Origin of the sequence: Malacoplasma penetrans HF-2, assembly GCF_000011225.1 — a bacterium.
Classification (GTDB): Bacteria; Bacillota_I; Bacilli_A; order Mycoplasmatales; family Mycoplasmoidaceae; genus Malacoplasma; species Malacoplasma penetrans.
Window position 1 is genome coordinate 1192807 of sequence record NC_004432.1, and the last position, 13159, is coordinate 1205965.

Here is a 13159-nt window from a genome sequence, read left to right on the forward strand (position 1 = left end):
ATATTAATTTAAAGATTCTTCTACAGATAATTTTCCATCTATCCCTTTTATAGGGGCAACTGTTATCATCATTTGTTGATCTAATTCCTGTAATCTTTTAATGATTTTTGGAACTTCAATGAAAAGACAAATAATTTCTATGTTTTTCTTTTCTTGTAAACTGTACCCACCAGTAGTTGTGTTGATTGTTAAAGAGTGATTAAAATTTACAGAATATAAGTAATTTCTAATTGCCATTATATCTTCAGCATAAATTTGAATCTTAACTATCTTATCTTTAGGGAATAGGTTATTAATTACAATAGTAACAATAATTGTATAAATTACACTTGCAACAAAATTTTGAGATAAGAAGTTATAGAAATTTCAATTAATTGGATCTGCAATTCCACCAGCTAAAAAAGATCCTATAAAAGAAGAAAGAAATACAGAAGCTGCATTGAATGATAATAGGATTGCACCCATTGGTTTTTTCTTTTTATATGCAAAAAAGAAACTAATAAAATCTAGCCCACCAGTTGAACCACCTACTGCAATAATCATTGCATAAGCAACTCCATTAACTAAACCTGCAAACAATGCATATAAAAACATTGATGGAGCTTTTACTAAATTATTACCTTGGAAATCTAATAAATATAAATCTTTATTAGTATCATGTGTTGTATCACCAAATACAAATACACCTTTGACCTCCGGGATTAAATTTATTAGCAATGGAACCACATTGGAAATAATTACAACTATAGCAGATAAAATAGTAAATTTCTTTCCCATCTTCTTATATGAAAAAACAATAAGTGGTATGTTTGTAAGCAAGTACAATACATAAAACAATATTTGATACATGGTTTCAGCTAACGCTGCATCACCTTCTTTAGCAATAGCAGTTTTTGCAACTCTAGCAATTCCCTGAAAAATCCCAGAAGTTCCAGAAATATAAACACCTGTGTTTTGGATAAAAACTAATGAAGTGAAAGACATCATTAAACCAACTACAATAGCAATCCCTACTCTTCATTTGAAATCTTTTCTTCCATAAATTTTAGAAAATATTCCAATTGTAGATTTATAGTGGTGAATTACATATGTTGGTGGTGGTAGGGGTTTTTCTTTTTTTGGGGTTTTGTTAGATTTAGTTTGTTTACTAGTTTTAACAGTGCTAGATTCAGCATTGCTATTTTCTGTATCTGCTAAAGAAGTATTATTGTTCCCCTTGAAAAACCTAAAGGATTCAGAAATGTTTTTTTTGACTTTACTTGTAGATTTCATAGACTAAGATTTATAACAATAGAAACATTATAAAATATTTCATTTTTATTAACAACATAAACTATAAATAATTTAAATGTATTTTTTTACAAAATATAAAAAATTATTAATTCAAGAATTTAGAAAAATGATTTTAATACTTTTTTATATTCTTTATAATTTGGACAAAGTTTTGAAACCAAAATTCAAAAATCTTTTGAATGATTAGGAAAAATTAAATGTGCTAATTCATGGCATATTACATAATCAATAATTGGAAATTGAAAGACTACTAACTTGTAAGAAAAATAAATTTCTTTTTTATTATGCTTAGTATATGCTCAAGCTCTTTTCATATCCCTAACATCAAATTTATTAACTTGTAAATTTAATATGTTAGCTTTATGTCTCGCTGCCTCAACAATAATTTCTTTAGTTTTTTTAGTTAGTAATCTTTTTATAACTACTTCTTTATCTTCAATGTTTTTCAAATTTAGAACTATATTGTTTTCTAAAATTTTATAAGTTGATTTTGAATTCCCTAATTGAACTATCAAATCATATTTATGACCCAATATTCTAATAAAGTTGTTTCTCAAATTAAAGTAAACATTGTTATCTTTTAAAATGAGTCTTTTAACCATACTGGGATAAGATTTGATAACAAAGTCATCAACACTTGATTTAGGCACATGAATTGGAGTTCTTACAACTATTTCATAATTACTGTTAACATTTGCAGACATTGTATTAATTTTTCTTGAAGATAAAACTCATATGTAATTAATAACTTTATCATTCACAGATACACTGCATCTAAATTTTTTTTGCATATATAAAATAAGATAAGACAAAAAGAAATAATATTTTAAGTATTATTTCTTATTTGCTTCTAACTCCATAATAATATCTCTAATATAAGCAGCTCTTTCATACTCTTGGTTTTTTGCTGCAGCCAACATTTCTTCTCTAAGTTTTTTAACTGTTCTATCAATTTTCTCTTTAGATTTTTTATTTTTAGAAATTAATTCATCAATATTAATATCAGCATCATTTTTACTTAAGTCTAATGCAATTGGTTTAATAACTGTTTTAGGAGTGATGTTATGTTTTTTATTAAACTCAATTTGAATATTTCTTCTTCTTTCAGTTTCTTTGATTGCTTTATCCATTGCTTCTGTAATTGTGTCAGCATACATGATTACTTTACCATTTACATTTCTAGAAGCTCTTCCAATAATTTGAATTAAAGATTTATCACTTCTAAAAAAACCCGGTTTATCTGCATCTAAAATTAATACTTTTGAAACTTCAGGAACATCTAATCCTTCTCTTAAAAGATTAATACCAATAACAACATCATAAATCCCTTTTCTTAAGTTATTAAGAATTTTAAATCTTTCAATAGTTTTTAATTCATTATGAAGATATGCTACTTTGATATTCTTATTTCTTAAGTATTCAGTTAACTCTTCTGCAAGTCTAATTGTCATAACAGTAATAAATGTTCTTTCTTTATTAGCTATTTGTTTTCTTAGTTCTTGCTCAATATCTAAAATCTGATCTTGTGTTGGTCTAATTTCTATAATCGGATCTACTAATCCAGTTGGTCTAATAATTTGCTCAGTGATTTGTTGAGACTCTTCAATCTCTCATTCATTTGGAGTAGCTGAAACATATAATTTTTTATCTGTCTTAGATAAGAATTCATTAAAGTTTAATGGTCTATTATCTAAAGCACTTGGTAATCTAAATCCATATTCTACTAATGTTTCTTTTCTACTTCTATCAGTATTGTACATACCTCTAATTTGAGGAACCATCATATGAGATTCATCAACTATTAATAATCAATCTTTATCAAAGTAATCAAAAATTGTATAAGGAGTTTGACCTTGTGCTCTCAGTTCTAGATGTCTAGAATAATTTTCAATTCCAGGACAAAAACCAAATTCTTTAAAAGATTCAATGTCATGGTTTGTTCTTTCTAAAATTCTTTGAGCTTCAATTAGTTTATTTTGCTTTAAAAAATTCTTATGAGTTTCTGTTAACTCATCTTTAATTCTTTTTAAAGATTCTTCTAAAGTATCTCTATTAGCTAAATAAACTTCAGCACCTGGTAAAACTATTTCATCTAGCTTAGTTATTACTTGTTTAGTTAAAGGATCAATTTTTGCAATCTCTTCTATTTCATCACCAAAAAATGAAATTCTATAATTAAACTCATCTGTAAACCCTGGACCAATTTCCATTAAATCTCCTTTAACTGAAAACCTACCATGAGTTACATCCACATCATTTCTTTGATAGTTTAAATTAACTAATTCATATTGAACTTGTTTTATTGGGATAACTTGATTTTTTTTATATGCAACTCTATTTTTAAAGAAATCATCTGGTGGAGAAGAAGCATAAATTGCTGCAACACTAGCAACTACTATTACATCATCTCTTTCAATTAATGAATTTAAGGCTGATAAGTTTAACATTTCTATATCATTGTTAGATTGAGAGTTCTTTTCAATATAAGTATTAGTTTTAGGAAGAAAGGCTTCTGGTTGATAAAAATCAAAAGCAGATACAAAGTATTCTACTTTGTTATCTGGAAACATTTCTTTAAACTCAGAATATAATTGAGCAGCTAAAGTTTTATTATGGGCCAATACCAATGTTTTACAATTCAATGATTGGATAATGTTTGCCATTGTAAAAGTTTTCCCAGTACCTGTTGCACCAACTAATACTTGAGATTTGAATTTATCCTCTTTAAAACCCTTAACAATTTTTTCAATCGCTTGTGGTTGATCTCCACTTGGTTTAAATTTACTTTTAAGATCAAAAACAGTATTTTTATTTGTATTCATAATTAAATTTTATATTTTAAACTAAATAAAAAACCACAGAAACATCTATGGTTTTATATATTAAATCTTATTTGCTTATTTTTTTATAATCTTGTATTAAATAAACTTTTTTAATTTGCACTACTTTGTTAGTATGTTCATTAAAACTTAAGATTACACCACAAAATTGATATGGACCAATTTGTTCTTCTAATTTAAAACGGTCAGAATAACCTTTAAACATATAGATAATAGAATCTGGTTTTGCACCAATTACACCATTGCTTGCACCTGTCATTCCAACATCTGTAATATATGCAGTATTATTAATGATTTTTGCATCATTAGTTTGAACATGAGTATGTGTTCCCAATATTGCACTAACAGCGCCTTGGAAGTTAATGAAGAAAGCATTTTTTTCACTTGTAGTTTCACAATGGAAATCCACAATATGAAAATCTGTTCTCTTACTATTATCAATAATATTTTGTAATTCTATAAAAGGATTGGTTTGCATATCTCTTATAGATACAGAGATTCCAAGTAAATTAGTTATTCTAAAAGTTTTGTTTTTAATGGTTACAACTTTTGTACCAAAACCAACTTTTGACTCTTCAAAAACAGATTTTAGATTTGCAGGTCTAATAATATTATTTTTAGTTTTTAAAATATCATAGATATCTCTTTTATGTCAGGTATGATTTCCCATTGTAAAAAAATCAATCCCACAAGAAGATAACTTCCTATAATCTGTCCAGTTTAAACCTCTACCCTTTGTAGTGTTTTCAGCATTAGCAATAACATAATCTATGTTTAGCTCTTTTTTTAATTTTGGTAATTCAGATTCAACAGCTATTTTTCCCATTTCACCTGATATATCACCTATAAATAAAATTTTTATCATTATTAAAAATCTTTCTAACAAAAAAATGAAAAATCGTTTTTATTAACAACTATATTATATACAAGCACTTTATATTATTTTGATTAGATTTTTTATTTTTATTTTTGGTTCAAACTTCTAATTGAAACATGTTGTTTTAAAAAAGATTTTTTACCATACTGAGGATTTTTAAATGAAACATCAATGATGTTACCACTTACATTCAAAACAATTCCTTCACCAAATTTATCATGAATTATTAACTCACCAACATAATATGTTTTTTCAGATTCATGAAATTTAGAGTGGTCTACTTTTGAACCATTATTAGAATTATTAAATTGAGTTGATGCTTTAAACTTAGTTTGATTTTTAGTGATTAATCTTTTTTCAATTAATGCATCTCCAATTTCAGAAATAAATCTAGATGGTTCTCTTTCCATTTCTCTATTCCCAAAAAACGAAGTTCCATTACAACAAGATATATAAAGATTTTCTTTAGCTCTTGTAATAGCAACATATGCTATTCTTCTTTCTTCATCTAAGTTACCTTCTTCTAATGATCTAATTGAAGGGAAAATGTTTTCATTAAACTGAATAATAAAAACAATTTTAAATTCCAATCCCTTAGAAGCATGAACTGTCATTAAAGAAACAGAGTCTTGTTTATTTTTTTGATTTTCTTCTTCATCATTACTTGTTAATAAAGCAAGTTCTTGCAAGTAGAAATTTATATTAGATCCAGGATTATTTTGTTCAAAGTTTTTAGAAGCATTTTTTAATTCAATAATGTTTTCTGTTCTATGCTCTTCACCATCTTCTTTAAGCATTTCATAATATTTTGTTTTTTCTACAATATCATCAATCATTTCAGAAATTGATCCATATTTTTTTTCTCTAATCTCAATCATAGAATCATAAAAAGCTTTAACTGCATTTTTAGTTCTTGTTTGGATTCCTTCAATTTCATCAACAAATTTAAATGCTGCAAATGTAGAAATATTATTTAATACAGCATAATTTTTAATTTTAAAATATGTTGCTTCACTAATTTGTCTTCTTGGAGTGTTATAAATTCTAGTTAAACTGACTTCATCACTATTAACAATTAACTTCATGTAAGCAATAATATCTTTAACTTCTTTTCTTTGGTAGAATTTGAAACCACCAAAAATTCTATAAGGAATTCTGTAATTACTTAAAAACTCTTCAATGTTTCTAGATAAGTAATTAGCCCTATAAAGAATGGCAATGTCTTTGTAGTTATATTTTTTTGAGTCAACTAAATCTTTAATTCTTGTACAAACAAATTTAGATTCTAAATTTTGATCATCTGCTTCAAAATAAATTATTTCACTTTCAGTGCTTGAATCAGTATATAGATTTTTCTTAATTCTATTTTTGTTTTTCTGAATTAGAGAATTAGCTATATTTAAAATATTTTTTGTAGAACGGTAATTTTTTTCTAAAACAATTGTTAAAGAGTCAGAAAAATCTTTTTTAAATACTTCAAAAATATTTTCTTGTGCACCTCTTCATGAATAAATCATTTGATCAGGATCACCAACTGCAAAAATATTTTTAAAGTTCTTACTTAACAATTTAATGATTTGGTATTGATCATAGTTTGTATCTTGAAACTCATCTACTAATATATAGTCAAATCTATTTTGTCATTTAGTTCTAATTTCTTCAATTTCTAAAACTCTTCTAGCATATTTAATTAAGTCATCAAAATCTAATAAATTCCCATCTCTTAAAAAATTTATATAACCTTCATAAACTGCTGCAAAAATATCTTTTTTAACTTTACCATCATAAGTATTATCTAAAAAAGATAATCACTCATATACATCATTTGCATCATAGATATTGTCAGATTTCAATTTAGAAATTCATGATAAACAAACTTTATAATTAAGAATTTGTTTATCAAAATTATTTAATTTATAGATTTCTTTTAAAATTGAGTTTTGGTCATCTTCATCAATAATTGTGAAGTTGCTATTTATTTTCCCAATATTCAATTCTTTAATATCTTCTCTTAAGATTCTTAAACACACTGAGTGAAATGTTCCAATATATTTAAAAGAACGATTAGGTATTACTTTAGTAATTCTGTCTTTCATTTCATTTGCAGCTTTATTAGTAAAAGTAAATCCAAGAATTCTATCACTCACATAATTTAATTCATTTAATAAATATACTGCACGATAAGTTAATACTGCAGTTTTACCACTACCAGCTCCTGCAATCACCATTAAAGGAACATCATCTGGAGCAGTTATTGCTTCATATTGTTTTTCATTAAATGAATCATATATTGTTTTTTGCATGTTTAATTAGTCTCCTTGTCAAAAATTTCATCTGGATTAATTTCACCAGGTAAATTGTATTTAATTACTGGTTGTTTTTTGTTTTTATAATTTAAATTATTATTTTTTTCATCTGAATAAGTTTCAACCATTTTCACAACAACAGTACTGCTAATATGATCAGTAAAAGATCTTTTTCTACTTGTACATGCAACATTAACTATTAAAACAATATTTAATAATCCAATACATGTAAAAAATGCTTGAAAGACTATTGCAACCACATTATTTGTTGAACCATTTAATGTATCAGATCTAGTTTGATTTAATAAAAAATCAATTACATCCTTTTTATCAAATAAAGCAACTATTCCTAGAATTAGAATTGCAAAAGAAATTAATATAGTAGTTAGTAATTCTCTAACTAGTAATTGAACCAAAAATAAGAAGTGAATGTTTTTAAATATTTTTCTATTTTCATTTATTAATTTTAAAGAAGTGCTATAAATTCTAATTTTAAAAATTTTGGAAAATAAAGTATATCCTTGTGCAACAAAAGGCACAAAAACAAAATAAGATAAAAAAATAACAAAAACAAAAAAAGTAAATAAAAAGATTCTTCATGAATCTATTGAATATCATAAATCAGGATTATTAGTAGATGAAAAATTATAATTTAAATAATTTGAAAAAATAGCAAAGAATATAGCTACTAGAATTAAAAAAACTAAAATCAAATCTAAAAATCTAGTTAATGTTCTAGATAGTGCACTTGCTAAATTATATTTTTTCTTTTGATTTTTATCTAAATTATAATCCACTACTTATCCCCCATTAACTAATTAAATTTTTCTTCACAAAACTATATGTTGGTTTAAATCCTTTTATATAGTCTTTTAAATGAGTATTAATTAATAAATTTAACGATTTATTTTTTTTATATGAAACATCAATTTTTTCTAGAGTTTCTCAAGCTTTAGTAATTGCAATTGATAAGATTTTTTCATTTGAATATGAATCAAACATTTTAATTAAAAAATCTTCAATACACAATTTTGGTAGTCAAACTTGAAAACAATTTTTAATATTATTTTCTAACTGTGATTCACTAATTTTAAATGACAAAATAAAAGCAGCTTCTAAAATGTCATAAAGATTATAAGTGTATCTAACACCATTTTCACTTCTATGGAAATCAATTAATTTTTTAGAAGCAAAATAAGCCATTTCATAATTTAATAAAACATCAAATAAATATAGTGGATATAAATTTTTGTAGTTAATAAATAAGATTTTATTTTTTTCTAAAAATTTCTTTCTGAAAACTTTATTTCTTATTGTGATTGAGCAATTTACAATTCAAGAAGAAATATCTGAATTTTTACTTTCATTCAACAATTCAACATCATTTGAAATGTCATCATTTAAATTACTTACATTTGTTTTGAAACTAATGAAGTCATATTTTTTTGTTTTTGTAATATTGATAATTTCTTCAACAAAATCAGGACTAAATAAGTTACTATGTTCAGCAAAATAAACATATTCACCACTTGCTTTTTCTAAACCTAAATTATATGAAAAAGATCTCCCATAGTTTTCAAACAATCTAACAATTTTGAATTTCTTATCTGATAAGTCAAATTTATTTAAAATGTTTTTACATTCATCAGAAGCAAAGTCATCTATAAATATCACTTCAAAATTATTGCTAGTTTGCTCTAACAGTGATTTAATAGATTTCTCTAAATTAACAGAATTATTATATAAATGATAAATAAATGTAATTTTCATATTTTAGACCTAATTATACAGTTAATATTATAAATTAAAGATAAACTCAAAAATTAAAAAATAGCAATTTTTCAATTGCTATTTAAATTTAAATAATTTTAGAAATTAAGTAAGATTAGAAACAAATTTTGAAACATTACTAGAAGTAATATCAAATACAATATCAATTTGCTGAGTAGAAGAAGTTAATTTATTTTTAGTTAGTCATATTAATACACCAACAGCAACAACACAAATAATAAATATAACAACAGTTATACATAATATTATTATTTGGTTTCTTCTCTTCTCTTTGCTAACTTCTTGTTTCCCAAATTGATCATCATCAATTTTGTGAGTTAGAAAATCAAAGAAAGATGATTTTTTCTTCTTATCATCATTGTTATTTTTTCTATCAACTTGTTTCATATTTAAGATATTCTACTTTATGTAATTATATTTGAGTTTTTGCAAAGTTGTATAAGGTCTTAATCATTGTACCTTGACCCATGTTTTTAACATCTGTAGTTAAAGCGACATCTAAGTGAATGTAATCAACACCATGAGTGAATTCAACTAAGAAACATGCAGCACTAGAACTTCCTGCTCTTCTGTCATTACTATTACAGTTTGCAATATCAGCAATTCTAGAATCTAGAGATTTTCTGTAATCTTCATGTAATGGTAATCTTCATACATATTCACCAGATTTATCAGCTGTTTTTTCAAATACTTTTCAGTCATTATCATTAGTTGCTCAAACACCAGAGTAAACATCTCCTAATGAGAATACCATTGCACCAGTTAATGTTGCAATATCAACTAATTTTGTAGCATTATATTTTTTAACTGCATAAGATAATCCATCAGCTAATACTAATCTACCTTCAGCATCAGTGTTATCAATTTCAACTGTTTTTCCTGAGTGTGAAACAATAATGTCATCTGGTCTAATTGCTGTTGCACCAGGTAAGTTTTCAGTCATAGCACCAATTCCAACAACATTTGTTCTAATATTGTTTTTAGCTAATGCATATACAGTTGCCATTACTGCAGCTGCACCTGACATGTCAAATTTCATTCATCTCATGTAAGTCATAGTTTTAATATTCATACCACCTGAGTCATATGTAATACCTTTACCTACATAAGCAAACTTTTCATTAGAACTTGGGTTATTTAAATATTCAACACAAATCAATCTAGGTTCTCTAATACTTCCAGCATTCACACCTAATAAAAGATTCATTTTTTCTCTTTTTAAATCTTCTTTATTTAAAACAGAAATTGAAACTTTATCTTGTACATCTGCAAATAATTTTTTAACTTCTTCTACAAATGATTCTGGGTAAATTTGACTACTTGGTCTATCTTGTAAGTTTCTACAGAAGTATTGAGCATCACTTATAACAATAGCATTTGTAATTACTTGTTTGTATTTTTCATTAACTGTATATTTTAATTTATATCCTGATTCAACTTTTTGTTTCATAGTGAAAGGAATTTTTTGATTAAATCTAAAAGCAATCACTAAAACTGTTAATAGATCTTCAATTTCAGATTCATCACTCAATCCAAAAACTTCAATGAAACTTGTTAAATCTACATCAATATCTCTTTTGAAATTTTCTGTAGCTCTTTTAACATAGTCATCAATTCTTGGTAAATCTTTTTTGTTTTTATCAACTAAGAAATATACAATATTTTCTTTTTCAAAAGTTTCATATGCTTTTTTGCTATCAGTATTTAATTCACTTCTGATATCTAAAGCTTTAAAAGTAATTTGTTTTCTATCTAAATTTTCCATATTTTATCCTTTATTTCATTTATTAATATATGAATTCATTATCATTATTTTATATATAAATATCTAAAATAATTAATTATTCATTTACAAATTAAAAAATATTGAATTTAACAAAATTTTTATAACTTGTGTTTTTTATTGATTGTTATTTTTTTACTTATTATTCAGACACTATTACAGTTGCTGGAACTAAAACAATGTCATGCAATTTATAACCTTTTTTAATTATTTTAATAACTTTGTTAGGTTGTGTATTTGGAGCTTTTTGAGTTTCAAAAGCTTGCATTACTTCAGCATTAAAATCATCATTTAAATTTACAGGAATTTCAGTAATTCCATTTTGTTGAAAATAGTTCTTAAACATATTTGCAAACATTTGAAAACCTTTTAAATAATTAGCAATTTCAGGATTTGTAACTTTTGAGTTAACTGCTAATTCAAAGTTAGAAACAATATCAATTAATTCAATAGCTGAGCTTTTAAGAGCATATTTTTTTGCATGCTTTAATTCTGTTTCATATTTAGCTTGGAATTCTTTTATTTTTTCATCTAGCTTTGTTTGTGCTTCACTAGCTTTTTTAATAACTTCAGATTTAAAGTTTTCGTTTAATAAATTTATTTGTCTTTCTAGTGATTCAATCTTTGCTTGTTTATTATTATTTTCATTTTTTAATGAATCAACTAAATGGTTTAATTTTTTGATATCATTTTTTAATTTATTTTTTTTACCACCATCATCAAAATTAGCATCATTTAAATCAGATTGATCTTCATGTAAATTTTCTTTTTTTACATTATTGTTATCTTTTTGAGACTGTTGGTTTTTTTCGTGAAATTCATTATTATGTTTTTGATTTTTATTTTCCATACCCTAATTAATTTCCTTTCTAGCTTCTTTTAAATATTTCTCAATTTCATCATTTGTTTCTTGTGCAAACTTAGATAAGGATTTTAATTCTGCACTACTAAATCTTTTAGCTGATGTATATTCTACAACTGCAAATAAATCACCATTGCTACCAAATCTTTTTGTTGATTTAACACCGTGAGAAGGAACAGTAATAATCTCACCATTTCTAGTTCCCGGTTTCATTTTTATTGATTTGATTCCAAAAGGAGTTGGGATATTAGCTTCACCACCTACTATTGCTAGAATTGGATCAACCTTTAAAATCACATAAATGTCATTCCCTTTTCTAGAAAATATCTTACTAGGTTTGATTTGAATATTAATGTATAAGTCACCAGTTTTTCCACCAACCACTGATCCTTTTCCACTAACTTTCAAATGTTCATCATTTGAAACACCACCTGGAATTTCAACATCTATTTCAACTCTTTCTTCATGAACTTTTCTTCCTTTACAAGAATTACATTTCTTATGGATTTCTTTACCTTCTCCGTTACATCTACTACAGATGTTTTGAGATTGAATAATTCCCATAATTGTTCTTTTTTGAGTAATTTCAACACCAGAACCATTACAGTTACTACATGTAGAAATAGAACCTTCACTGTTGTCAGCACCACTACCATGACAAGATTCACAATCTTTTTCTATCTTGTATTCAATTGTCTTTTTAACACCAACTACAGATTCAACAAAAGTTAAAACTATTGAAACAACTAAATTAGCTTCTCTTTGTTGAGAAGATGCACCTCTTCTACCACCACCAAAGAAATTTGAAAAGATGTCTTCAAATCCAGAACCTCCAAAGCTTTGTTCGAAGTGGGCTCCACCACCTCTTCCTCCACCAAAGAATTGATTAAAGATATCAAATGGATCAAATCCAGCTCCACCACCAAATTGTCCATCTACACCTTCATGACCAAATCTATCATAATTAGCTCTTTTATCAGGATCTGATAAAACCTCATATGCTTGATTTACTTCTTTAAATTTTTCTTCAGCATCTGGTTCTTTATTTCTATCAGGGTGATATTGCATTGCTTTTTTTCTAAAGGCAGATTTTATCTGATCATCAGTTGCATCTTTACTGACACCCAATACTTCATAGTAATCTCTTTTAGATGACATTATTTAATACCTCAATAGATTAAATATTATCACATTTAATTAATGAGTGCTAATGAAAATAAACCCATTATAAAGATAAAAAATAAAAAAAATAATCTTGGTATAACTACCAAAATTATTTAGATTAAATTTATTAAATGCTTGTTAATGTAGTTTGTTTAAGTTTAAACACTAATTATAATTGAGTTCTTTATTGACTAATATAGATGGGACTTTCAATTCTATCTACTATATCTATCTACTTATATC

At 25.5% G+C, this 13159-nt stretch carries 11 protein-coding genes; all 11 read right to left on the reverse strand.

Annotated elements, in window-relative coordinates:
- Positions 1 to 3: 3 nt before the first annotated feature.
- The 11 genes from MYPE_RS04565 to dnaJ all read right to left on the reverse strand — a co-directional run bounded on the left by MYPE_RS04565 (position 4) and on the right by dnaJ (position 12910).
- On the reverse strand, positions 4 to 1272 hold the full coding sequence (locus MYPE_RS04565) for a YitT family protein (protein WP_011077707.1): 1269 nt from the start codon (positions 1270 to 1272) through the stop codon (positions 4 to 6).
- 119 nt (positions 1273 to 1391) lie between these two features.
- Positions 1392 to 2054, reverse strand: a complete 663-nt coding sequence (locus MYPE_RS04570; protein WP_044891311.1) for a SprT family zinc-dependent metalloprotease — start codon at positions 2052 to 2054, stop codon at positions 1392 to 1394.
- Between the two features lie 72 nt (positions 2055 to 2126).
- Positions 2127 to 4115 (reverse strand): excinuclease ABC subunit UvrB, encoded by a 1989-nt coding sequence (gene uvrB, locus MYPE_RS04575; RefSeq protein WP_011077709.1) that lies wholly within the window; start codon positions 4113 to 4115, stop codon positions 2127 to 2129.
- 67 nt (positions 4116 to 4182) lie between these two features.
- Entirely contained in the window at positions 4183 to 4998 is an 816-nt protein-coding gene (locus MYPE_RS04580; RefSeq protein ID WP_011077710.1) for a TIGR00282 family metallophosphoesterase, read from the reverse strand.
- A 98-nt stretch (positions 4999 to 5096) separates the two neighbouring features.
- Positions 5097 to 7313 carry an ATP-dependent helicase gene (locus MYPE_RS04585; RefSeq protein WP_011077711.1) on the reverse strand — a complete coding sequence of 739 codons (2217 nt, stop codon included), beginning with the start codon at positions 7311 to 7313 and terminating at the stop codon, positions 5097 to 5099.
- Positions 7314 to 7315: 2 nt separating this feature from the next.
- A complete protein-coding gene (locus MYPE_RS04590) occupies positions 7316 to 8113 on the reverse strand; it encodes an RDD family protein (protein ID WP_011077712.1) in 798 nt (265 codons plus the stop codon).
- Positions 8114 to 8126: 13 nt separating this feature from the next.
- Positions 8127 to 9086: a glycosyltransferase family 2 protein gene (locus MYPE_RS04595; RefSeq protein WP_011077713.1), complete on the reverse strand. Its 960-nt coding sequence runs from the start codon at positions 9084 to 9086 to the stop codon at positions 8127 to 8129.
- A 105-nt stretch (positions 9087 to 9191) separates the two neighbouring features.
- Positions 9192 to 9494 (reverse strand): hypothetical protein, encoded by a 303-nt coding sequence (locus MYPE_RS04600; protein WP_011077714.1) that lies wholly within the window; start codon positions 9492 to 9494, stop codon positions 9192 to 9194.
- 25 nt (positions 9495 to 9519) lie between these two features.
- Complete coding sequence (locus MYPE_RS04605; protein WP_011077715.1) at positions 9520 to 10872, reverse strand: leucyl aminopeptidase; 1353 nt, start codon at positions 10870 to 10872, stop codon at positions 9520 to 9522.
- Between the two features lie 160 nt (positions 10873 to 11032).
- Complete coding sequence (locus MYPE_RS04610; protein WP_011077716.1) at positions 11033 to 11740, reverse strand: nucleotide exchange factor GrpE; 708 nt, start codon at positions 11738 to 11740, stop codon at positions 11033 to 11035.
- A gap of 3 nt (positions 11741 to 11743) precedes the next feature.
- Positions 11744 to 12910 carry a molecular chaperone DnaJ gene (dnaJ, locus tag MYPE_RS04615; protein WP_011077717.1) on the reverse strand — a complete coding sequence of 389 codons (1167 nt, stop codon included), beginning with the start codon at positions 12908 to 12910 and terminating at the stop codon, positions 11744 to 11746.
- Positions 12911 to 13159: the final 249 nt, after the last annotated feature.